The organism is Psychrobacter sp. I-STPA10 (assembly GCF_021012795.1).
GTDB lineage: Bacteria > Pseudomonadota > Gammaproteobacteria > Pseudomonadales > Moraxellaceae > Psychrobacter.
Map to the genome: position 1 here is coordinate 37,816 of NZ_VFYU01000003.1, position 22,223 is coordinate 60,038.

Annotated in this window: 22 protein-coding genes; 14 read left to right on the forward strand and 8 right to left on the reverse strand. The window is 40.1% G+C overall.

All coding sequences use genetic code 11. The features are described 5' to 3' along the window. Positions 1 to 51: 51 nt before the first annotated feature. The 6 genes from FHK89_RS01310 (at position 52) to FHK89_RS01335 (ending at position 3,827) form a co-directional block, all read left to right on the forward strand. The gene (locus FHK89_RS01310; RefSeq protein WP_230655897.1) at positions 52 to 654 is read left to right on the forward strand and encodes an HAD family hydrolase; all 603 of its coding nucleotides are present in this window, start codon (positions 52 to 54) and stop codon (positions 652 to 654) included. A 78-nt stretch (positions 655 to 732) separates the two neighbouring features. Further along, the gene (locus tag FHK89_RS01315; protein WP_230655898.1) at positions 733 to 1,413 is read left to right on the forward strand and encodes a histidine phosphatase family protein; all 681 of its coding nucleotides are present in this window, start codon (positions 733 to 735) and stop codon (positions 1,411 to 1,413) included. 172 nt (positions 1,414 to 1,585) lie between these two features. Next, on the forward strand, positions 1,586 to 1,888 hold the full coding sequence (locus tag FHK89_RS01320; RefSeq protein WP_230655899.1) for a hypothetical protein: 303 nt from the start codon (positions 1,586 to 1,588) through the stop codon (positions 1,886 to 1,888). Positions 1,889 to 1,927: 39 nt separating this feature from the next. After that, on the forward strand, positions 1,928 to 2,830 hold the full coding sequence (locus FHK89_RS01325) for a zeta toxin family protein (RefSeq protein WP_230655900.1): 903 nt from the start codon (positions 1,928 to 1,930) through the stop codon (positions 2,828 to 2,830). Between the two features lie 110 nt (positions 2,831 to 2,940). Beyond that, the gene (locus tag FHK89_RS01330) at positions 2,941 to 3,219 is read left to right on the forward strand and encodes a hypothetical protein (RefSeq protein ID WP_230655901.1); all 279 of its coding nucleotides are present in this window, start codon (positions 2,941 to 2,943) and stop codon (positions 3,217 to 3,219) included. After that, entirely contained in the window at positions 3,216 to 3,827 is a 612-nt protein-coding gene (locus FHK89_RS01335) for a Fic/DOC family protein (RefSeq protein ID WP_230655902.1), read from the forward strand. Before FHK89_RS01330 ends, FHK89_RS01335 begins: the two co-directional genes overlap by 4 nt. 66 nt (positions 3,828 to 3,893) lie before the next feature. Here the strand turns inward: FHK89_RS01335 and FHK89_RS01340 are convergent, their stop codons facing one another. Together FHK89_RS01340 and lipA are read right to left on the reverse strand one after the other, a co-directional pair. Beyond that, complete coding sequence (locus tag FHK89_RS01340; RefSeq protein ID WP_230655903.1) at positions 3,894 to 4,286, reverse strand: ADP-ribosylation/crystallin J1; 393 nt, start codon at positions 4,284 to 4,286, stop codon at positions 3,894 to 3,896. 167 nt (positions 4,287 to 4,453) lie between these two features. Then, entirely contained in the window at positions 4,454 to 5,533 is a 1,080-nt protein-coding gene (gene lipA, locus FHK89_RS01345; protein ID WP_230655904.1) for a lipoyl synthase, read from the reverse strand. 610 nt (positions 5,534 to 6,143) lie between these two features. Between lipA and acnB the strand changes: the two genes are divergently transcribed. Both acnB and FHK89_RS01355 read left to right on the forward strand, forming a co-directional pair. Beyond that, a complete protein-coding gene (acnB, locus tag FHK89_RS01350) occupies positions 6,144 to 8,747 on the forward strand; it encodes a bifunctional aconitate hydratase 2/2-methylisocitrate dehydratase (protein ID WP_230655905.1) in 2,604 nt (867 codons plus the stop codon). A 705-nt stretch (positions 8,748 to 9,452) separates the two neighbouring features. Then, the gene (locus FHK89_RS01355) at positions 9,453 to 10,265 is read left to right on the forward strand and encodes a lysophospholipid acyltransferase family protein (RefSeq protein WP_442966542.1); all 813 of its coding nucleotides are present in this window, start codon (positions 9,453 to 9,455) and stop codon (positions 10,263 to 10,265) included. A 130-nt stretch (positions 10,266 to 10,395) separates the two neighbouring features. On the opposite strand, the gene FHK89_RS01360 is transcribed toward FHK89_RS01355, so the two are convergent. Continuing rightward, entirely contained in the window at positions 10,396 to 11,379 is a 984-nt protein-coding gene (locus tag FHK89_RS01360; protein WP_230655906.1) for a class 1 fructose-bisphosphatase, read from the reverse strand. A 225-nt stretch (positions 11,380 to 11,604) separates the two neighbouring features. On the opposite strand from FHK89_RS01360, the gene FHK89_RS01365 reads away from it, so the two are divergent. The 3 genes from FHK89_RS01365 to FHK89_RS01375 are packed head-to-tail and all read left to right on the forward strand — an operon-like array spanning position 11,605 to position 14,471. After that, positions 11,605 to 12,696, forward strand: coding sequence for an aspartate carbamoyltransferase catalytic subunit (locus FHK89_RS01365; protein ID WP_230655907.1), 1,092 nt, complete (start codon positions 11,605 to 11,607; stop codon positions 12,694 to 12,696). Between the two features lie 55 nt (positions 12,697 to 12,751). Further along, on the forward strand, positions 12,752 to 13,936 hold the full coding sequence (locus tag FHK89_RS01370; protein ID WP_230655908.1) for a dihydroorotase: 1,185 nt from the start codon (positions 12,752 to 12,754) through the stop codon (positions 13,934 to 13,936). After that, complete coding sequence (locus FHK89_RS01375) at positions 13,929 to 14,471, forward strand: DUF2127 domain-containing protein (protein ID WP_230655909.1); 543 nt, start codon at positions 13,929 to 13,931, stop codon at positions 14,469 to 14,471. The genes FHK89_RS01370 and FHK89_RS01375 overlap by 8 nt, the downstream gene beginning before the upstream one ends. Positions 14,472 to 14,707: 236 nt before the next feature. On the opposite strand, the gene dps is transcribed toward FHK89_RS01375, so the two are convergent. Next, on the reverse strand, positions 14,708 to 15,193 hold the full coding sequence (dps, locus tag FHK89_RS01380; protein WP_230655910.1) for a DNA starvation/stationary phase protection protein Dps: 486 nt from the start codon (positions 15,191 to 15,193) through the stop codon (positions 14,708 to 14,710). A 347-nt stretch (positions 15,194 to 15,540) separates the two neighbouring features. Between dps and FHK89_RS01385 the strand changes: the two genes are divergently transcribed. Continuing rightward, on the forward strand, positions 15,541 to 16,338 hold the full coding sequence (locus FHK89_RS01385) for a hypothetical protein (protein WP_230655911.1): 798 nt from the start codon (positions 15,541 to 15,543) through the stop codon (positions 16,336 to 16,338). A 197-nt stretch (positions 16,339 to 16,535) separates the two neighbouring features. On the opposite strand, the gene FHK89_RS01390 is transcribed toward FHK89_RS01385, so the two are convergent. The 4 genes from FHK89_RS01390 to FHK89_RS01405 are packed head-to-tail and all read right to left on the reverse strand — an operon-like array spanning position 16,536 to position 18,697. Then, on the reverse strand, positions 16,536 to 16,820 hold the full coding sequence (locus FHK89_RS01390; RefSeq protein WP_230655912.1) for a hypothetical protein: 285 nt from the start codon (positions 16,818 to 16,820) through the stop codon (positions 16,536 to 16,538). A gap of 46 nt (positions 16,821 to 16,866) precedes the next feature. Beyond that, positions 16,867 to 17,424 carry a hypothetical protein gene (locus FHK89_RS01395; RefSeq protein ID WP_230655913.1) on the reverse strand — a complete coding sequence of 186 codons (558 nt, stop codon included), beginning with the start codon at positions 17,422 to 17,424 and terminating at the stop codon, positions 16,867 to 16,869. 12 nt (positions 17,425 to 17,436) lie between these two features. Next, a complete protein-coding gene (locus FHK89_RS01400; protein ID WP_230655914.1) occupies positions 17,437 to 18,204 on the reverse strand; it encodes a YrhK family protein in 768 nt (255 codons plus the stop codon). 34 nt (positions 18,205 to 18,238) lie between these two features. Next, positions 18,239 to 18,697 carry a hypothetical protein gene (locus FHK89_RS01405; RefSeq protein WP_230655915.1) on the reverse strand — a complete coding sequence of 153 codons (459 nt, stop codon included), beginning with the start codon at positions 18,695 to 18,697 and terminating at the stop codon, positions 18,239 to 18,241. A gap of 35 nt (positions 18,698 to 18,732) precedes the next feature. Between FHK89_RS01405 and uvrB the strand changes: the two genes are divergently transcribed. Both uvrB and FHK89_RS01415 read left to right on the forward strand, forming a co-directional pair. Then, the gene (gene uvrB / locus FHK89_RS01410) at positions 18,733 to 20,850 is read left to right on the forward strand and encodes an excinuclease ABC subunit UvrB (protein ID WP_230655916.1); all 2,118 of its coding nucleotides are present in this window, start codon (positions 18,733 to 18,735) and stop codon (positions 20,848 to 20,850) included. Between the two features lie 435 nt (positions 20,851 to 21,285). After that, complete coding sequence (locus tag FHK89_RS01415; protein WP_230655917.1) at positions 21,286 to 21,954, forward strand: SMI1/KNR4 family protein; 669 nt, start codon at positions 21,286 to 21,288, stop codon at positions 21,952 to 21,954. Positions 21,955 to 22,223: the final 269 nt, after the last annotated feature.

Sequence of the window (22,223 nt, forward strand, 5' to 3'; positions counted from 1 at the left end):
TTAATAATGAATGGTTAAACGAGAGAGGGTAAAAATAGGGAATTGAAGTTTATGGATTTAGCATTATTTGATTTTGATGGTACGATTACTGATAGTGATATGTTTACTCAATTTATCTTTTATGCCACTGATAAGCGTCGACTAAAGTCAGGTCGAATCAAACTATTACCAGAATTGATAGCCTATAAATTACGCCTAGCGCATAGCAGACGCATCTATAGTAAAATGGTTGCTCATGCGTTTGCAGGGGTAGCAGCAGATAGATTGCAACAACAAGGCATCAATTTTGCCAATGAGATTATTCCAAAGCATTTGCGAGCGTCTGCCATGCAGCGCATTGATTGGCACAAACAGCGAGGTGATAAAATCGTCGTTGTTTCGGCATCTTTAGATGTGTATTTGCAACCATGGTGTCAGCAACATGGCTTGGCGCTATTATGTACAGAGGCTCAGGTGTGCACAGCAGCACAAATCGCCCAAGGAAAGCTCACAGGACAACTGGCAACCCCACATTGTAGCTCACAAGAAAAAGTTAATCGTATCAAAGATGCTTATGATTTATCCGACTATCAACAAATTTATGCGTATGGTGATACTTATCAGGATAAAGAGATGTTAAGCCTTGCTGACCATCGTTATTATCAGTATTTTTAGACATCATTTTTAGACATTGTTCCCAACTTCAGCCGCTTTTTACTACCATTTTTTAAACATTAATATAGGCACACTTTTATGAAAAAAATCTATCTGGTCAGACATGGACAAAGCCATTCTAATGCAGGTGGTGAGGCGATGATTAATGCCGATATTCCGTTAACTGAACTGGGGCAACATCAAGCCGAGCAGGTCGCTTATTGGCTGTATGAAACGCTGGGCGATAACATTGACTCTATTATGGTATCGAAGTTTTTACGTACTCATCAAACTGCCCAACCGTTAGTAGATAAGCTAGGTATTACTCCAACTGTAGTCGAGGGCTTACAAGAGTTTGATTATTTAAGCTTTGCCAAAATTGATGGTACAACCCTTGATGAGCGCCGACAAATGGCAGAAGATTATTGGATAACCCATAGCCCTGATGAGATGCATGGTGGTGATGGTGAAACTTATCATAATTTTTGTGAGCGGGTTGGGCAGGTGCTTACCTATTTTCGCCAATTACCTGCGGGCAATCATGTGGCATTTACACATGGCTTATGGATTAGTATGCTGATTTGGCAGATTTTGGGGCAGACTAAAGATAACAGTCGCACCATGCAAAAGTTCGTACAATTTGAGCTACCGATTCGTGCCAAAAATTGTGAAGTGTTTTGTTTAACGCTATTAGATGACAGTGATGTTATGAATGGCATTGATGGCATGAATTTACCACCAATGATTACCAAAGTGCGTAGTCTTAATCCGATAGAGTAATAAAGTCAGATTGAGATATAGTCAATTCAAGATAATACTGTTACGAGGAAAACGAGCGAAGGTGTACAGATAGTACTGCGAGCGAGTTTGACGACGTAACAGTTTTGTATTGAGCCGACTATAGTTGGATAATCATGTTGTCAGTGATAAATTGGTAAAAGGAATAATTCACATGGAAAATCAACTTAATAATGGCTTTGTACCTGTATTAAGTGAGCGAAGTTTGCAGATGGAAGCCACTGATGAAGTGTTAAATGATTTGATTGGTATTTTGTATCGAAAATTAATGGAGATTTCGATAAAAGATAGCAATGTAGTTAAAGAGAACATAGTAGATAAAGAAAATATGATTAATGAAAAAATACAAGTATTAAATAATTTATCTAAAAACCTACTGGATTATGATATTAATGGATTAATAGATTTACGTGATAATACAAGAATAGAAATAGATAAATTTATTCTAAATATTTAAAAATATTGATATTAAAAAATAATTTTGGAAGCTGTTAAAATGAACGATGATATCAAAGAAGCAAGATTAAAATACAAGCCTGATAATGAGCTATTTTATCAATTAATCAAAAAAATAGTCGCCAATGAAATTGCAAATATTGAGCCACAACAAAACCCTACTGCCATTATTACGGTTGGACAATCGGGAGCAGGTAAATCCTCAATCACCAAAAAATTCTCGCAACAGCTACAACAGCAAGGTGGTGTGGTGGTGGTCGATGTCGATAGGTTTAGAAAAACCCACCCAGACTTTGAAGAGATTCAGCGAGTTTATGGGGTTAAGTCCAGTGAAGTGACCACACCATTTTCGGCAAAAATTGGACATAGGGTGGCAGAAGTTGCTACCAAAAATCACCTAAATATTATTTATGACCAAACTTCAGCCAATCCCAGCAGTGTCAAGCGGTTGCATGAGCAGTTGCACCATCGTTTAAGCCCGTATCAATTAGAATTGCATGTGATGGCAGTGGCATTTGAGGTCAGTCAGGTGCGTATTTATGGACGCTATGAAAATGCTGGTGGTTCGGTGGGTGGTGGTCGTTTTGTACCCAAATATTATCAACAGCAATCCTTTGATGGCGTTGCAGATTCGGTCAAACAGGCACAGGATTATAAATGGGTTAACCGTATTGTGATTTATAATAAAAACGGTGATGTGCTGTATGATAGTCGCTTAATTAATGGCAGTTGGGATAATCCCCAAAGTGCCATTGATATTTTTATCGCAGAAAGAAATCGAGAGATGGATAATAAAGAAAAACTATTGCTAATTGAGCAGTGGCATAAAAATATTGCTAAAACAAAACAGCGTGCATCTGATACAGATGATGTTGATTTTGTTAATGAGTTAAAAAATGAATTGGCTGTGTTAGATAAAAAAGGTATAGAAGTTAAATATTAAATGTTACATATTTGATATTTTTATATTAGAATTTTTTATTAATTGAAAATACAGTTAATTGCTGAATTTTAATAAAGCTTTACTTTATCTTTTGGTTGATGGAAGCAAAAATGAAAAATAATACTGAGAACAGTACTCAGAAAATGACGATGCGAGAAATTACAGGTATAGAGATTGATTTTGCTAACTTAGCAAAAGATTGGCACTCATCAAAACTTGAAGATGCTGTCAGATACCGTCAGGCTTGGGCAAGGGCATCGAATGCCATTGAGGGCGTTATTTTGTCCAATGAAGATAAAAAGTTTATGGATAGTATCGCCTTGGATATGCCAAAAGAGGCATTTAAGCAGGCAGTCTTAAACTACCTTCAAGTTGGTAAACCTCAATGAGCTCTATAAAGTCAGACCTTGTGCGTGCAAAATCTTACTTTCAAGGTGAAGTGGGCTTTAGTCCAATGATTAATAAGTTGGGTATTACTCAGCAAGCCATGTTGGATAAAGCAGAAGCATTCTATGTAGAAATGGCACATAAACAAGGATTTTCTAAACAAGCCCAAGTGTTATCAGCAGATGGCTTAAAGCAGATGCATAAAGAGATGTTTGGCGATGTTTATGCGTGGGCAGGGACTTATCGAGATTATACAACAGGGCGAGGCGTGCCTTTTTGTTTGCCGCAATATATTGAGGCTAATTTAGCAAAGCTTTATAACAAACTTAACCAGCAAATTCACCCTAATATGAATAAGCAAGATTTTATTAAAATGACGGCGGAATTTATTGGCGAATTAAATGCCATTCACCCTTTTATAGATGGCAATGGTAGAACGCAAAGAGAAGTATTAGCCATTATTGCTGATAAAGCTGGGTTTCTTATTGATATGAATAAATTTGATAGAAGTTCATGGTATCAATCTGCTGAAGAAGCCCATTTATTTGCAACTTATCAAGGGTTTGAAAATATTCTTTCTTTAGCAATGATTATTCCAAGTTCAAAATAAAATAATAAGCCTGACAATATAAATTAAGAATAAATCAAGACAATTTAAGCCAAACTAAGCTAAATACTAAACAGGTAAATGGCTATCTTTATCGATGGTTACGCCACATTGTTCGCCAACAAAATGCTCAATCACTTTTATTTTGCCAACGATATGTTGATTAAATTGCTCTAGCTCTTCACTTGGCACCCAAAGTTCTTGATGCACATCTTTATCACCTGCAAGCTGTACAGGGTAGCGTTTGGCAAAGTCATCATCAATATCAAATTCAGTGATAAAGCCCACATAGCCAGACATGGCATCAACGGTATTCCAACGCTCGGCAATTTGGCGGGCATAGGTAGCATTTAACACAGGATAAAAAATAGGTTGCTGCGGCAAGCGAGGTGGAAAGGCGGTAAAATCAGCCTCTATAATAAGCTGTAATTCTTTTAAGCCAACTGGGCGATAAAGTTTCATGATTTTTTCCTAAATTATATGTTAAATAGTTATCAACTATTATTGAGGTTTATCATACCCCAAAAAAACACCAGCACAAAATATTTGTACTGGTGTTTTTATATTTGGTTAACTCTCTTAAAGTTATATCGTTAAGCTGTTGGTTGGTATAGTCTAACCTAACCGTTTTAACAGCCAAATTTACCTTCTGCTTCTAATGCCCGTTTACTGCGGATGGGTTTGGGGCAATCTTCGCCATAATATTGGCGGTCAGCAAAGTAGCTTGAGCGCACCATAGGACCGGCCCAGATGCTAAAGAAGCCGATTTTTTTGCCATAGTCCATATAACGCTGGAACTCATCGGGATGGACATAGCGGTCAACAGGCGCATGGCTTTTACTGGGTGCAAGATACTGCCCGATGGTAATCATATCTACATCATGCGCTTTGAGGTCATCGAGTAGAGCATAGATTTCCTCTTCGGTTTCACCTAAGCCCACCATAAAGCCGCATTTGGTGGCAATATCAGGACGGCGTGCTTTATATTCTTTTAGCAAAGTCAATGAGTGCTGATAGTCCGAACCGGGGCGGAAGGCTTTGTATAAACGGGGTACAGTTTCGATGTTGTGGTTAAACACATCAGGCGGTGTCTCACATAGCAAGTCTAACGCCACTTCCATACGTCCGCGAAAATCAGGCACAAGGATTTCAATTAAGCAGTTGGGGCTTAGCGCTTTAGACTCATTAATGACATCGACAAAATGCTGTGCGCCACCATCTTTTAAGTCATCTCTATCGACAGAGGTAATAACGGCATATTTTAGTCCAAGCCCTTGAATGGTTTCGGCTGTGTGGCGAGGCTCATCGGCATCTAGCTCATTGGGGCGACCATGTGCCACATCACAAAACGGACAGCGACGGGTACAGATATCACCCATAATCATAAAGGTTGCCGTCCCATCACCAAAGCATTGTGGTAAGTTAGGGCAGGCCGCTTCTTCACACACAGTATAAAGTTTTTGCTTACGCAAGGTTTTTTTGATGCGGTCAACCTCAGCAGGAGACGACATTTTTACCCGAATCCAGTCAGGTTTTTTTGGTGCTTCTACGGTGGGAATTACCTTAATTGGGATCCGGGCAACTTTATCGTAGCCACGTAATTTTTCACCCTTTACCGCTTTTTTGGGCTTGGGTTTTGCTTCAGGAATGTGAGTTTGCACACTGGCAATACGAGTGGTTGGCTCACGCTTGATAGCAATTTCGCTCATAACAATATCCTAACCCTTATATTTTGTAGGGTTTTATGCTTTATTAGTTGGTTTTAGTCTTATGAATTTAATGCTGAATAATTGAGTCATATTGGCACAGATTATAACAGATTTATAGATATTGGGTGAAACGATGGTTTTGCAACTGCTAATAGTAAACAGTTAGACAAAGTTTTGAAAGTGATTAAAGGCACAAGCAATTTTAGGTATTTATTTATTGAATGGCTAACGTAACCCCAGTTGGTTTATATTTATGGTCAAAACTAGCTAAAAATAGCCTTGGATAGAGATTGTTACAAAAAATTTTGTTAATGATTATCACTTGTATTACCGCTGTTTATCGGTGTTTTAAAGCATATTTTGTCTTAATTTATTGATGACTGATTTTCATTCTTATTTACAAGCAATAAAATATAACAACATTTCAAAAATAAATGGTGAATATGTGTGCCGTCAGCACATCATTACAGTTTAGTCATTAACTTTTTGCTTGTTTTACGCTATATTATTAGGGATTATAAACCCCTTCTTACAAGCGTATAAGGCAGTTATCTTATCAGGATGACCACTCAACGCTTGTATTCTCATCATAACTAAGAGGATGTCTATTGTGTTAGAAGCTTACCGCAAACATGTTGCAGAACGTGCAGAACTAGGGACAGTTCCACTGCCATTAACAGAATATCAAGTTGCAGATTTGGTTGAGTTAATCAAAAATCCTCCTGCCGGTGAAGAAGAATTCTTAATGGATTTGTTGGTAGACCGTGTGCCTGCTGGTGTTGACCAAGCCGCTTATGTAAAAGCTGCATTTTTGGCTGCCATTGTCAAAGGCGAAGCAGAATCCCCTTTGATTAGCAAAAAAAGAGCCATTGAAATTTTAGGTACGATGCAAGGTGGTTATAACGTCTTGCCATTGGTTGAAGCCTTAGATATTCCTGAAGTGGCTGAAGAAGCTGCGACAGCATTGAAAAAGACACTATTGGTATTTGATGCCTTTAATGATGTCACCGAAAAAGCTGAAGCAGGCAATGAAAAAGCCAAAGAAGTGATTCAATCTTGGGCCGACGCTGAGTGGTTTTTAAACCGTCCAGAAGTACCACAAAAGGCGACTTATACTGCATTTAAAGTCACTGGTGAAACCAATACTGATGATTTATCACCAGCTCAAGATGCGTGGAGTCGCCCCGATATTCCACTACATTCACTTGCGATGCACAAAAACTCTCGTGACGGCATCACTGCTGATGAAGAGGGTGTGCGTGGTCCCATGACGCTAATTGATGAGCTAAAAGAAAAAGGTCATCCGCTTGCTTATGTGGGTGATGTTGTTGGTACAGGTTCAAGCCGTAAATCAGCAACCAACTCAGTATTATGGCTGATGGGTGAAGACATTCCTAATGTACCTAATAAACGTGCAGGTGGTTTGGTATTGGGTGGCAAAATTGCCCCAATTTTCTTTAATACCATGGAAGATTCAGGCGCATTACCAATCGAAAATGTTGATGTGAATGGCATTGAGATGGGTGACGTATTTGATATTTATCCCCATGATGGCAAAATCACTAAACATGATTCTGATGAAGTGTTGTCAACCTTTAAACTAAATTCACCCACGCTTTTGGATGAAGTTCGTGCTGGTGGACGTATTCCCTTAATCGTTGGTCGTGGTTTGACCAATCGTGCGCGTGAATATCTAGGTCTAGAGCATTCAGATGTATTTGCTAAACCTGAGCAGCCAGCTGATACTGGTAAAGGCTTTACTTTGGCTCAAAAAATGGTTGGTAAAGCTTGTGGTCTAGAAGGTGTGCGTCCGGGTATGTACTGTGAGCCTAAGATGACCACGGTGGGCAGTCAGGATACCACAGGTCCGATGACTCGTGATGAGCTAAAAGATTTGGCATGTTTGGGTTTCCAAGCCGATTTAGTGATGCAGTCATTTTGTCACACTGCCGCTTATCCAAAGCCAGTTGATGTGGAAACACAGCATACCCTACCAGACTTTATCATGAACCGTGGTGGTGTTAGTTTACGCCCTGGTGATGGTATCATCCACAGTTGGCTAAACCGTATGTTGCTACCTGATACCGTTGGTACTGGTGGTGATTCACATACTCGTTTCCCAATGGGTATTTCATTCCCAGCAGGTTCTGGTTTGGTCGCATTCGCAGCAGCAACTGGTGTCATGCCACTAGATATGCCTGAGTCGGTACGTGTGCGTTTTGTTGGTGAGCGTCAAGAAGGCATCACTTTACGTGACCTAGTACATGCCATTCCATTGCAAGCCATCAAAGAGGGCTATTTGACCGTTGATAAAAAAGGTAAAATCAACGAGTTTAATGGTCGTATCTTAGAGATTGAAGGTCTAGAAGACTTAACTGTTGAACAGGCATTTGAATTATCTGATGCGTCGGCTGAGCGTAGTGCCGCAGGTTGTACCATTACTTTGTCAGAAGAGTCAGTAAAAGAATATCTGAACTCAAACATCACTCTATTAAAATGGATGATTTCTGAAGGTTATGGCGATGCTCGTACCATTAGTCGTCGTGTTGAAGCAATGCAAGCTTGGTTAGAAAACCCAAGCCTCATGCGTGCAGATGATGACGCTGAGTATGTGATTGATATGACTATTGATATGTCTGAAATCAAAGAGCCAATTCTTTGCTGCCCGAATGACCCTGATGATGCCAAAACCTTAGCTGATGTGGCAGGCGAGCACATTGATGAAGTATTTATCGGCTCATGTATGACTAACATTGGTCACTTCCGTGCCGCAGGTAAACTGCTAAAAGAAGTACCCGCAGGTAGCCTAAAAACTCGTCTATGGATTGCACCACCAACTAAAATGGATGCGCGCCAGTTGATGGAAGAAGGTTACTATAACGTCTATGCACAAGCAGGTGCACGTACTGAGATGCCCGGTTGTTCACTATGTATGGGTAACCAAGCACGTATTGCGCCTAAGTCTACTGCCGTATCAACATCAACTCGTAACTTCCCGAACCGTCTAGGTCAAGGTGCAAACGTATTCTTAGCTTCGGCTGAACTTGCTTCTGTGGCAGCAGTTTTAGGTAAACTGCCAACCAACGAAGAATATCAGCAGTATGCAGGTATGTTAAATAGCATGGGTGATGAAGTCTATCGCTACATGAACTTTGACCGTATGGAAGACTATACCGAAGAAGCAGATAAAATTAACGTGGCACAATTGGCATAATGCTAATGAATGAGCTTAGTTAGATTTTATTGCAACTGTCGTAAAATCCCCTGTCTTAGATTTAAGGTGGGGGATTTTTTTGTGGTATGAGTTTATAGTATGACCTTTGTGGCAGGATATTGTGCCATGATAGAGATGATTCTATAAATTTGAGTGTACAGTGATACACAAAGGCGGTGTATAATAATTGTAATACCAATTCTCTAAAATAACCTATCTTTGTCAAACTCGCTTAGCCTACTATTTGTAATACTTGTTGTAGTGCTTGCATTCGTTTTCCTCGATAGGTTAATTAATAGAAATGGTATAATTTGCTATACTATACGCCACTCTCAACTTATAAGACCCCCTCCTAACCTCCCCCTTAAAAAGGGGGAGAAACTGGTTTTTAAGTCCTCCCCTTACTTCAAGGGGAGGGTATGGGAGGGGTCATATATGATTTTATAAAATAAAGTTGAGAGTGGGGTATACTATGCTGCTTCGCTGCTTATGTACGAATAGGTTTTATCTATTTATCTATAGTCTGCCTAATATAAATCCACCACGGTGTTAATCTCACTCGATGTACTACTTGTACTATCTTCACTCGGTTGCCTTGTGGTGAAATTATATTAGATTGACTATATTGGCAATCTGCCAAACAAATGTTTGAGTGGTTGTATACAGTTTTAATAATACTTAGTTCTTATCAATTCAAGGAATGATATGCAATACATAAAAAGACCTTCAATACGCAAAAATATTGCCCGCGGTAAAAAAGTGACAGGTATGATGACCACCATTGCAGGTGGGTTTCGAGCAGCGCAGCGTATTGGTGCATTTAAAGAACCGCCACGAGAAATTCTGCCTCGCTATATACAAGTCTTTTGTCGCAAAATGGCAGCTTCATTTGGAGTGACTGTTGTGCAAGTAGAGCCTGTGCCACAGACACATGCGCTATGGGCATCTAATCATATCTCATGGATGGACATTCCTGTGATGGGTAGTGTTGCGCCTGCATTTTTCTTATCCAAAGCTGAGATAGGGGAGTGGCCGATATTTGGACGCTTAGCCACCGCAGCAGGGACATTATTTATTCAGCGTGGCTCAGGCGATGCAGGTTCGATTAGTGAGCAGATGACTGAGTTTTTGCTTGAGGGTTATTCCATATTATTTTTTCCAGAAGCAACGACAACTGATGGTACAAAAATCAAGCGTATTCATGGTAAATTATTGCAAGCTGCCATTGATGCTGATAAACCTGTGCAGCCTATCGTGGTTTGTTATGTGAATAAACAAGGTGAACTTGATGAGTCTATTCCCTATTATGGCAAAATGACCATGGCACAGAGTCTTAAAAAAGTGATGGACAGTAAAGATACCACTGCTTATGTGTTGCCCTTATTGCCTTTAGAAACTCAAGGTAAGACTAAATCTGAGTTGACAAATGAGCTACAACAGCACATGCAATTAGGATTAGAAGAGCTGCATCGCCGAGTATTAAAAAAAGTGCCTCAAGCTGTGTTGTCTGAGGCATAGATTAAAGTTATTAAAGATAAAGATAAAAAAGTTATTAAAGATAAAGATGTAAAAAATCCCCCTCAATACTGCTAAATACGATTTGAGGGGGATTTTTTTTGCTAGTTAAATTGCTAATGCTAATTACAAATTAGGCTTTAAGTGCATTTTTGTGTAACTGCTCAATATATTCAACCTCATTTTTACTGCCTAATATCACAGGCACACGTTGATGAATGTCATTGGGCTCGATATCCATAATACGCTGTGTCGCTGTGGTTGAACTGCCACCTGCTTGCTCAATTAGTAAGCTCATCGGATTGGCTTCATACATTAAGCGCAATTTACCTGCTTTGTTGGGGTCTTTGCTGTCAAACGGATACATAAATACCCCACCACGGCACAAAATGCGATGCACATCACCCACCATTGCCGCTACCCAGCGTGTATTAAAGTCTTTGCCACGTACGCCAGATTTACCCGCTATCACCTCATCAACATATTGCTGCATTGGCTGTTGCCAGTGGCGATAGTTTGAGCCATTAATGGCATACTCTTTGGTATCTTCATCAATGCGAACGCCATCTTTTATTAGCAAATATTCTTGTTGCTGTGGGTCATAGCCAAACATGGCTACACCATCACCTGTACTAACTGCTAACATGGTCGCAGGGCCATACAGTAAATATCCTGCCGCAAGCTGAGCGTCACCTTTTTGCAAAAAGTCTGCATTGGTGGCTGTTTGCCCTTGACGCTGATAGGGTAAAATAGAAAAAATTGTCCCCACTGCCATATTAATATCAATATTTGATGAACCATCTAATGGGTCAAATAATACCAACAAATCACCCTCACTATTGGCAGGGGTGGCATCGTCGAGCTCCTCGCTGGCTACCCCCGCACAGTGGTTACAGTCAGTCAATGCCTCAAGCAGTAAGTCATTGGCAATCACATCGAGCTTTTTTTGCTCTTCGCCTTGTACGTTTTGGTTGCCAGCTTCTCCCAAAATATCGGCAAATGCGCCTCGTTGTAATAAATGATTGATGGTTTTACCCACCTCAGCAATGGTTAAAATTACCTCATTCACTGCGGTATTAGTAGATTTTTGGTTTAAATAGTCTTGCAAAGAAGTCATATTATTGTCCTTAAAGCGATACATAAAGTTGATATAAAAATTCTAAAATAGGCAGATAACAGCCATGCCCTTGATAACTGCCAATATTAACATGGATTAGGTTTTACTTTTTGCTATGCAAAAAATCAGCTACACTATAGTGCATAAAAAATAGCATATAAAAATTAATGCTTATTTTATCCCTACATTCATTCATAAATAACAAACAACAAAAGGCGAGCCATCATGCCAACGGATACCCAGCCGCAATCTTCTAAAACTGCAATTACTCAAACTCAAACTGCAAAAACTCCCTACGATGCTCAGCAAATACAATACAAATTAGACACCTCGCTAAGCCGCCCTCAGCTCAATAAAGACGGACATTTGCGCCATTTTTTGGGGGTGGAAGGGCTAGATAAAGCACAACTGCAAGCCATCATCGCCAAAGCCGAAACTTTTTTTGATGCGCAAGGGCAGCTCATTAATAGCCCTGAGCTTGAAGGCTGTACGGTGATGAATTTGTTTTTTGAACCCTCAACTCGTACCCGCACCACCTTTGAGGTTGCTGAAAAACGCCTTGGCGCAAACGTACTTAATATCGACATTGCTCGTTCTAGTACCAAAAAAGGTGAAAGCTTACGAGATACCCTATGGAATTTACAAGCGATGACCGCCGATATTTTTGTGGTACGTCATTCTGCTTCGGGTGCCGCACATTTTATGGCAACCGAAGTGACCCCAGATATTGCCATCATCAATGGGGGTGATGGCTGGCATGCACACCCCACTCAAGGTATGCTCGATATGCTCACCATACACCGTGAAGCCCCGAGACCCTTTGAGGAATTATCCATTGCCATTATTGGTGACATCAAACACTCCCGAGTAGCCCGCTCCGACATCAGTGCGCTTAAAACATTAGGGGTGCAAGACATACGAGTCATCGCCCCACGTACCTTATTACCCAAAGGTATCGAGCGTTATGGCGTTACCGTTTATGAGGACATTGATGTAGGGGTTGCAGATTGTGACGTGATTATGGGTCTGCGTATCCAAAATGAACGCATTGGCTCACCTTTATTGGCATCTTCTAGCGAATATTTTAAGCATTATGGCATTACTCCAGAGCGGGTGGCTCGTGCCAAACCTGATGCCATTGTGATGCACCCGGGCCCGATGAATCGTGGCATCGAAATCGCATCCAGTGTTGCCGATGGTGCGCAATCAGTGATACTTAAACAAGTGAATAACGGCATCGCCATTCGTATGGCAGTATTATCATTGGCCATGCAAGGGCAGCGTGATTATCGTCAGCAACTTGCACAGCAAAAATAAGCATTACATTGAGCCATACACAATAATAAATAAGAGATATTCAATAGGATACCGTATGCAAAACCTACTACCCCAAAACTTTGTTCACCCTAAGCTTAATGGTTCAGTTGATAGCTCAGCCAATAGCGCAGACAACAATGAAGATAAATGGCTACTACCACCATTGGTAGATTTATGTGCCCGTCTGCGTGAGCCGGGGCAGCAACAACATGGCACCCTAGCCAGTGAAGGGCAATGCGCTCGTAGCAATGGCTTTTTACACGTTGTTGTACCACCAGATACCAATCCTGTTTTAGAAAATGGCTCATTGCTAAAAGGCTTGCGTGAGCGGGCATTGCAAGATGGTGGCATTCACTTACATGTATTAGGTGCATTGACGGCTGGACTAGAAGGTGAACGCCCTGCTAATGTCGCAGGCTTGCAACGTGGCGGTTGTATCGCTGTATCAAACGCAGGGCGACCGTTTAGCAATGATTTGGTGATGTTGCGTACCCTAGAATATGCGGCCACTTTTGACTTAAAAGTGTTCTTTTATCCCAATGAGCCAAGCCTTGTGGCAGAAGGTGTGGCACATGATGGTTATATCGCCTCGTTTCATGGCTTACAAGGTATCCCGTGGATTGCTGAAACGGTGGCGTTATCCAAGCAGCTTTTGATGGTTGAAGAAACCGGCATATCGGCTCATTTTAGTCAGCTTAGTTGCAAATCTTCAGTAGAGCTGATGCGCTGGGCAAAAGAAAAAGGTTTGCCAGTTACCTGTGACGTTGCCATGCACCAATTGCATCTTACCGACGATAACCTAGAAGGCTTTAATGCGCTTGCCTATGTCATGCCACCACTGCGTAGTAATACTGACCAACAAGCACTGCGAGCAGGGCTTAAAGATGGGGTGATTGATGCCATTTGTAGCCATCATGAGCCGCTTAATCACACTGCCAAAAAAGCCCCATTTGCTGACTGCTTGGCAGGCATCTCAAACTTTGATACCTTTATGGCACTTGGTTGTGCATTGGTACGAGATGGAGTGTTAACCCCAAGTGAGCTAGTAGAAAAAATCTGCCTTAATCCTGCTAAGATTGCAGGTATTAGCGAGCAGTATGAGCAGATTGGTGGTGCAGTATTGGTTGACCCTAACCACACATGGCAGGTTACCACCGAGTCGATGAGTTCAGCGGGTAAAAATACACCATTTATCGGGCAAACTTTAACTGGCAAAGTGGTGGAGACCTTTTTTGACTAAACCACCTAAATTTGAATCTGCGCCTAAGCAACAGCCAGACACTTTCACCGCCATCAAAGACACCGAAGCGGAGGTAGAGTCCAGCGAGTCTATTAAAGCAGTTGCTATTTATGAAGTTGCTAAAGGTGTTGCTTCCTTATTTGCAGCAGTGGCTTTATGGCACTGGCATACTGATATCAGTACATGGCTAAGCTCAGTGACTCGGTTGTGGCATTATTATTTTGGGCAGTTATTAATTACTCAAATTGATGGTTTGGTGGGCAATGTGGAGCGTGCCAGTCGCCATTGGACGATTGCCTTTTGGCTGATTATTGGCTATGCCAGTTTGCGCTTTATTGAAGCGTATGGGCTGTGGAAAGATAAAACGTGGGCATATTGGTACAGTGTGCTTGGTTATGGGGTATTTGTTCCTATTGAGCTGTATTATCTCATCACTAAGCCATTTGACTGGTTTAAATTGGCAATCTTTATTTTAAACGTGGTTATTGTGATTGTTGTTTATCGTAATATGAAGCGCAAAGGGTTGTTAGGATAATGAAATAGTCAGTTAAATAGTATCTTTTTTAATCAATACTCAACTGGATGCATCATTCTACTTAAAATAAAATTGGTTGGTTTTCATTGAAATTTGTTTTCATCGAAAATTGAAAATAATTATAGAAAATATTGTGATATACAAAATACTAAAAAGCACCATTGCCTTTTGACAATGGTGCTAATGGTACTTTTTGATGTATTACTTATGAATATCTAACTCATTAATAATTAGAATTAGGTGCTTTTTGGCGCATTTGCACCGATAAACCACGCATCTTTATCAATAATACGGCTGGCTTCAGTAAATAAGTCCGCCGTGTCTTCATCACCAGCTTCACCTGCTGTTTCGATGGCTTTACGCAGTGTCTCAGCGACTTGTTTGTAGCGATTGGTGAGCTCACGTACGTGTTGCGATACCTCTGTGATATCAGTAGGATAGTCTGCTAAGATAGAGTCTTTTGCCACGCGACTAGTTAGTCCGTTTGGTTGACCACCTAAAATCACAATACGCTCTGCGATGGTATCAGAAATTTCACGAAGCCGATCAGTGGTTTCATCAAGTAGTTGATGGACGCCAATAAAGCCCTGACCTTGCAAATTCCAATGGCACTGTTTGCCATCTAAAGTTAAGTCAATCACATTCGCTAGGTTTGCGTTTAATAAGTCTGTCATTTGTTGAGCGGTATTATCATCAAGTCCGCTTGCATAGCGTTCTCTCATGTTATTCTCCTTGTTATGTGTTTGTTTGTGTACTAATTTATATATAAGGTTTTTTTAATAATTGCATCCTCTTAGCTTAGAGTTAGCTAAAAGGGGAAATATTGAATAATTACTTATTCAACTTGATATAAATCATAACAATTAGAATTATCGAAAGGAAGGTAAGTTGTTAGGTGTTTGATATGCTTAATGTTGCTAATTGTAAGGCTTTATAAAAGTTTGACTAATTTATTGATTTTATGCGTTATTGATTTTATGTAATATATAAATGTAACATGTCAGTTCTTTGCTTTATTGATATACATAGGGTTTATGGCATATCTATATTTGTTTAAAAAGAGACAAAGATGAAAATTTTAACCAAATTAATGAACAAAATATGGCATTCCAATGCAGATAAACAGTCATCTGGTTTTGTTGACAAGCAAGGCAATATGCGCACCCAAGCAGAGCTTGAGCAGTGGATAAATGTAGAGTCAAAGCAGTGGCTCAAAGGCTTTGGCTATAAAATAAACTGGTATATGCTAAAAGAGGCAGAGTTGGTTGCGAAGGATATCAGCTTAGATGGGCTTGCCAATGCCATTAATATACAGCAACAACAGCCAATGTCATGGAATGACGGTGTGAGTCATGCCTATGATTTCTCACTACAAGATAGGCGTTGCCGAGTTTTTATTACTCCTGCCGTTGATGGTTGGATCTATATTATTAGCAGTGTGTCTGAACATTTGGATTTATTAGAAGATGTCTTGCCAACGGTAGATTTGGATTATTATGCCTTTGCCAGTTATCGGGTTTGTGGTGCAGTGGCGTGGCGACAAGTTAAATCAGGTAACACGATACGTTATTTTAGTTATGCCGATGGGGTGGTCTATCATAATGAAGGAGAGCAAACGGTAGAAGAGGCTAAATTAAACCTACTCAACTTATCTGGGTTAGATAATGAGCAAGCGGTTGATACCATGTTTGCTGAAGAGGAAAAAATTGACTCAAATACCCATGCAAATACTACAGCCACCATCAATTTGCCTGATGAAGACGATGTCATGCGGTTGTGTGCAGCATGGACGGGTGAGGATATAAATAAGTTCGATGACTATCCCAGTAGTATCATCAGTGAGCAGGGAATCGCAGGATATCTATAGTCAACGAACTACTAAACAGCTACGGTGTTGCCCTCGTTTGCTGTACAACCGTACTATCTTCACTCGGTCGCCTTGTATCTGTTTTAGACTTCGTTGACTAGATCGTAAGTTGCATATATTTATTAGCGTTATTGAGCATCAGTTATTGGGCGGAACTGTTAATCAGCTAACTGTGCTGATTAACTGTCTTAACTTAACTATGCCGACCTATGCCGACGTCTAATCACCCATTTAAAAATCAACTTGGCGGTGATAATCACCACAAAAACGACAATGACAAATACCCACAGTCCATTGCCTTGTAGGTGCTGTTGATAAGCAGATGCCAGATAAGCTGATAGCCCCATAGCCATCAATAATGAGCCCCAACGGATAAAGGGTAGGGCTTTATTTTTGTGCTGTGGAAAGGTGAGGGCATAATCGCTAGAAAAGCTATATAGCACCATTGCCAATATCCAAATAATGGCGAGAAATATATCCATAGGGTCGATTTACTCTGGGTTGTTTAGGTTGTTTAGGTTGTTTGGGTTATACAGTGAGATATTTATTTGTTACGTCTTGCCAGCATGTTTTGAGTAACTCTTCAGATGGCTGATGATATTCAATCATTTTGCTTAAAATAAAGTCGTCACTAGATTGTTGACTGGCTGTATTATAACTGACTTTATTATAATATAGCATTGCCCCATTTTCTAATATGACCACGATTTCATTTTTATCTTGGTAAATATTTTGAATTTCAATTTTAATCAAGACATCAATATATTTAATAAAATAACCATCAAGGTTGTTGATAAAATTTGAAAAAAATAGCAAATTTTTTAATGTATTATCTTTAACTTTTTCTGTACTATAAATTTCAATCTGTTGATAAATATTATTGTCTGTAATGTTGTCAATTATACAAATACGATAGCCAGAATAATAAAAATAATAGATGACTGATTGTGGTGAGGGAAGGTGTTTATCACAAAACATTTCATCACAATAGTCACCAAGGTGTGCTATATCCGTTTGTACAAAATCAAAATAACCATTTCTAATAAATTCTGATATAACAAAGGACTGTCTAAAGTCGTGATTCATAAACTCATCTTTCTACTTTTTACCCTGCTGTTCACTCATAATCTCTTGTTGTACCGCTAAAATAAAATTATGTCCAAAACGGCTGGGGTGGGTTTGGTCGCTGAGTTTATTTTGCAAAGATTGTCGCCAAAAAATCATCACCCCACCGAGCCAAAATAACAAACTGCCAATGGTAAACATCAACGCAGACAAATTATCAATCTGTGTTTGGTCAATCGGCATTTTATAATGTTGTAAATAAGGAATGGTAGCAAAAATAAACAATGCCGAACCAACAATAAAGGTTACCAAAGTAAAATTAAATAACTGCAAATAAGTAAAAGATGGGGCAGAGGGCAGTTGTAACAAATTGGCACAACCACCAATCACAAATAAAATCGACCCAATAATAAAGCACCATGACCCAAAAATAGCATCATCTATCTGTGATAAAAAACAAACGCTACCAACGGTAAATAACACACTACCAAATACATAATTAATATTAGCCACTTTTTCGATGATATCCGCTTTGCTATGGGTTGGGTGCAATCGCCAATAGGCTTGGGTTTCTAGTAAATCATGACCAGTGACAATCAAATACAAGATTGAGCCAATAATAAACAGCCAAACGCCAATATCCTGATAGTGACTAAATATAGGAAAAAACAGCACACTGCCTAAAACAAATAGTATCCCGCCAATTTTATAAATCCATGCGCTAAATACTGTCCATGAAAGGTTAAAAAGACTGGTTTTATTATCGGAGACACGTTCACGACTGGTGACTAGGTGGGGCATAGGTTGTCCTGATTTTTTATTGTATATAATATTTCTAAGTTTTGCTATATTTGATTAAATCCTTAACATAGCTATCTTGGTTTAACCATATAATTTCTAAAATAAGTGTTGGTAATAGATATATGTAAATCATAAGGCTTGATAGTTTAGGAAAATCTTTAATTAGAATCATTAATATGACCTGTATAAGCCCCATAAAAATAAAAAGCCAAAATCTATTTTGTGCTTTAGCTATTTCATAATTTATTTTATATGGATTATTACGATTTTTTCTAATTTTTCTTAAATATCTAAGTTTGTAAAATCTCAATAGTTTCTTGAAGTTACTAGGCATAGATTTAAGCCAGTTAGTAACAGTGTTATATATTTTGGGGATTGTCATTGCAATAATACTTATTATTAATGCATTTAAGCTTTGCAATGTAAATAATTGTGTAAAAAATTCTCTAAACATAACTGTATCTATGGTTTGATTTAATGAAAATAATCCCAATATAGCTGAAAACTCCTAAAAAAGACAAACATATTATGCGTATGCCCGAACCCCGTTCCTCTCGTCAATTAAACCAACTTGCCAGCCAATTACAAAACGAAGCCGAAATTACTGGTGTCAATGCCTCAGGTACACAAATTGCGAGCCGAGCCTTTGAGATGGTCACCGATTTTTCCCCCGCAGGCGACCAACCGCAAGCCATCGAAAAGCTGGTGCATGGTGTTGAGGCAGGTATGGACAATCAGCTATTGCTTGGGGTGACAGGCTCAGGCAAAACCTACACCATGGCAAAAGTCATTAGCCAATGCCAACGCCCCACCATCATCATGGCACACAACAAAACCTTAGCCGCCCAGCTTTATGGTGAATTTAAAGCCTTTTTTCCCAACAATGCGGTGGAATACTTTGTCAGCTATTATGACTACTATCAGCCCGAGGCTTACGTTGCTGCCAGTGATACCTTTATCGAAAAAGACAGTGCCATTAACGACCACATCGACCAAATGCGACTGTCTGCCACAAGGGCATTGCTAGAGCGTCGTGATGCCATTATCGTTGCCTCAGTGTCCTCCATTTATGGTTTGGGCGACCCTGAAAGCTACCTAAAAATGCTACTGCATATCGTAGTTGGTGATAGAGTTGACCGCACCGCAATGATAAAGCGACTGGTGGAGTTACAATATATCCGTAACGAGCTGGACTTTGGACGTGGTACATACCGCTTACGTGGTGAGCTACTCGACATCTATCCTGCTGAATCAGAACAGCTTGCCGTTCGTATCAGCATGTTTGACGATGAGATTGAAAAAATCACATGGTTTGACCCACTCACTGGTAAAAATGTGCGTAGTGTGCCACGCATTACCATCTATCCAAAATCGCACTATGTCACCCCCCGAGAACGCCTAGAGGCTGCCAGTCATACCATTCGAGATGAGCTAGAAGAGCGTCTGGAATATTTTCGAGACAATAACAAACTTATCGAGGCTCAACGTATCAAAGAGCGTACCCAATATGACCTTGAGATGATACAACAGCTTGGTTACTGTAACGGCATTGAAAACTACTCTCGCCACCTCTCAGGGCGTCCTGCTGGCGAAGCACCACCCACACTTTTTGACTATATTCCACCAGACGCCCTATTATTTATTGACGAATCGCATGTCACCGTACCGCAAATCGGAGCGATGTATAAAGGCGACCGCTCACGCAAAGAAAACCTGATTAATTATGGCTTTCGCCTGCCCAGTGCCATCGACAACCGCCCAATGAAATTTGAAGAATGGGAACGTATTCGCCCTGCCACCATCTTTGTCACCGCCACTCCTGCCCAATACGAGCTTGAGCAAAGCGAGCAAGTGGTCGAACAAGTGGTGCGACCCACAGGACTCATCGACCCTGAAATCGAAATCCGTCCCGTTCTTACCCAAGTCGATGACGTATTATCCGAGATTACCAAACGTCGAGAGCTGGACGAGCGGGTGCTTATCACCACCTTGACCAAACGCATGGCAGAGGACTTGACCAGCTACCTAAAAGAATACGACATCAAAGTCGCCTACCTACACTCAGACATCGACACTGTTGAGCGTATGCAAATCATTCACGAACTGCGGACAGGCGTACATGACGTATTGGTCGGCATTAACCTATTGCGTGAAGGCTTGGACATGCCCGAAGTGTCACTGGTTGCTATCTTTGATGCTGATAAAGAAGGCTTTTTACGTTCAGAGCGTTCATTGATTCAGACCATCGGACGAGCCGCCCGCCATATCAACGGTAAAGCCATTCTCTATGCTGACCGCATCACCCCAAGCATGGAAAAAGCCATCGAAGAAACCGACCGTCGCCGCGAAAAACAAATCGCCTTTAACCTAGAGCATAACATCACCCCCACCTCGGCAAGACGCAGTATCACCGATAAGATTGACACAGGTGAAGTTGAGGACGAATTAAACGACAACCAGTCTATCCCCAGTAGCAGTGGCTTACCTGATGTTGATATCGAAATCTTGCGTAGCCCTGATTTACTTGCCAAAGAAATCAACCGCCTAGAAAAAGAAATGAAACAGCTATCCCGCGATTTAAAATTTGAAGAGGCGGCAAAAGTACGTGATAAAGTATTGGAATTAAAAGAATATATAGTGCAGTGATGGGTTTTTCTTTTTCTAAGTTTTTTATTTTCTAAGTCTCTATTTTAAGAACCTGTATTCATAATCCAAAATCAGGGGATTTTTAGACTAAAATGGCGTAATACAAGGCAAGTTTTGGGGCGAATAGTCATTCTATTTAATCCAAAATTTAACGCAGTAGTACGTCTATCTTAGGCAAAAAGCGACCATTGTGGGTTGTGAATACAGGTTCTAAGTAGCTAATCCCGCTTTCCGCTCATATCTACCCGACTAGGCGAGGCAGTGGCACGAGCTGATAGATTGCTGTTGCCTCGATACTCTCTCAGACTCTAGCCACGCAACTCGCCTAGCCGAGTAGGCTAACCGCTACAATCGGGGCTAAAAAGCCTTGCCACACCAACGCTCAACGATTTATTAAGCCTGAGTTAAGAGATAGTTATACAGGGAATGACAGCTATGGACTATCAACAACATTTGCCACAGATAGAGCGACTAAAAAGCAAACTTACGATAATTAGACAAAAGATTAATGACCATGACTATTCTTTTAGTAGTGATAAATATAGTCAAAAGAACTTGATGCAGATTCTGAAATCTACCTATCAGAAACATGGCTTTAAGCTAAATCCACCAGTATCTTTAGAAACCCTTCGTGCGTTTGAACAACAAGCAGGCATTAGTTTACCCAGCGAATATGGCGCATTTTTACATTATATGGGTAATGGTGGTGCAGGGGTGGGTTATGGTATCTATCCACTCGGCACACATTTGGATACTTATATTGACAATGGATTGAATTGTTTAAAAGTACCATCAAAACTCAATTCAACCTTTAATCAAGAGCTGTGGAGTCAAGAAATTATTCCCTATATTTTTGTTGAAGACTTAGCAGACCAAGACTATACAACTCAAGATGTAATACATGAAAAAAGAATGGTTGAGTATTATTCTGGACTGATTTGTATTGCTACAGAAGGATGTGGTAGTTGTTATGCATTAATCGTTTCAGGCTCATATTATGGTAAAGTGATTTATGCTCCATTTGATTATAATATTTGTCCTGATTTTGCTGAACAGGCAGATTTCTTAACATGGTATGAGACATGGTTAGATATATTTTTATAAGTTAATAAAACGACATTTAAGCCGAATATATCACAATCAACTTATCAATTAGATGACAGTAAGATGTAGTTAGTAAAGCGTAAACTACCACAATGATATCAATCATAGCAATAGATATGTTGCGCAGTTGCTGGCTTGTCCTACAAATTTTTAAATTCTATACTATAGCGGTTAAATTTTTTACTCATGGTTATTTTTCTTTGGGAAGGATACCCTATTATTGGTTGTCTAAGTTTGCTATTTCTCTATAGACCGCGAAATACCTTTTA

Coding starts and splice junctions, on each gene's coding strand:
- FHK89_RS01340 (WP_230655903.1), bottom strand. CDS start 4,286: ATGAAACTTTATCGCCCAGTTGGCTTAAAAGAATTACAGCTTATTATA.
- FHK89_RS01395 (WP_230655913.1), bottom strand. CDS start 17,424: ATGAATCACGACTTTAGACAGTCCTTTGTTATATCAGAATTTATTAGA.
- FHK89_RS01360 (WP_230655906.1), bottom strand. CDS start 11,379: ATGACTTCTTTGCAAGACTATTTAAACCAAAAATCTACTAATACCGCA.
- FHK89_RS01415 (WP_230655917.1), top strand. CDS start 21,286: ATGGACTATCAACAACATTTGCCACAGATAGAGCGACTAAAAAGCAAA.
- FHK89_RS01370 (WP_230655908.1), top strand. CDS start 12,752: ATGCAAAACCTACTACCCCAAAACTTTGTTCACCCTAAGCTTAATGGT.
- FHK89_RS01330 (WP_230655901.1), top strand. CDS start 2,941: ATGAAAAATAATACTGAGAACAGTACTCAGAAAATGACGATGCGAGAA.
- FHK89_RS01390 (WP_230655912.1), bottom strand. CDS start 16,820: ATGGATATATTTCTCGCCATTATTTGGATATTGGCAATGGTGCTATAT.
- FHK89_RS01315 (WP_230655898.1), top strand. CDS start 733: ATGAAAAAAATCTATCTGGTCAGACATGGACAAAGCCATTCTAATGCA.
- FHK89_RS01335 (WP_230655902.1), top strand. CDS start 3,216: ATGAGCTCTATAAAGTCAGACCTTGTGCGTGCAAAATCTTACTTTCAA.
- FHK89_RS01320 (WP_230655899.1), top strand. CDS start 1,586: ATGGAAAATCAACTTAATAATGGCTTTGTACCTGTATTAAGTGAGCGA.
- FHK89_RS01400 (WP_230655914.1), bottom strand. CDS start 18,204: ATGCCCCACCTAGTCACCAGTCGTGAACGTGTCTCCGATAATAAAACC.
- dps (WP_230655910.1), bottom strand. CDS start 15,193: ATGAGAGAACGCTATGCAAGCGGACTTGATGATAATACCGCTCAACAA.
- FHK89_RS01325 (WP_230655900.1), top strand. CDS start 1,928: ATGAACGATGATATCAAAGAAGCAAGATTAAAATACAAGCCTGATAAT.
- FHK89_RS01385 (WP_230655911.1), top strand. CDS start 15,541: ATGAAAATTTTAACCAAATTAATGAACAAAATATGGCATTCCAATGCA.
- lipA (WP_230655904.1), bottom strand. CDS start 5,533: ATGAGCGAAATTGCTATCAAGCGTGAGCCAACCACTCGTATTGCCAGT.
- uvrB (WP_230655916.1), top strand. CDS start 18,733: ATGCGTATGCCCGAACCCCGTTCCTCTCGTCAATTAAACCAACTTGCC.
- FHK89_RS01365 (WP_230655907.1), top strand. CDS start 11,605: ATGCCAACGGATACCCAGCCGCAATCTTCTAAAACTGCAATTACTCAA.
- FHK89_RS01355 (WP_442966542.1), top strand. CDS start 9,453: ATGCAATACATAAAAAGACCTTCAATACGCAAAAATATTGCCCGCGGT.
- FHK89_RS01310 (WP_230655897.1), top strand. CDS start 52: ATGGATTTAGCATTATTTGATTTTGATGGTACGATTACTGATAGTGAT.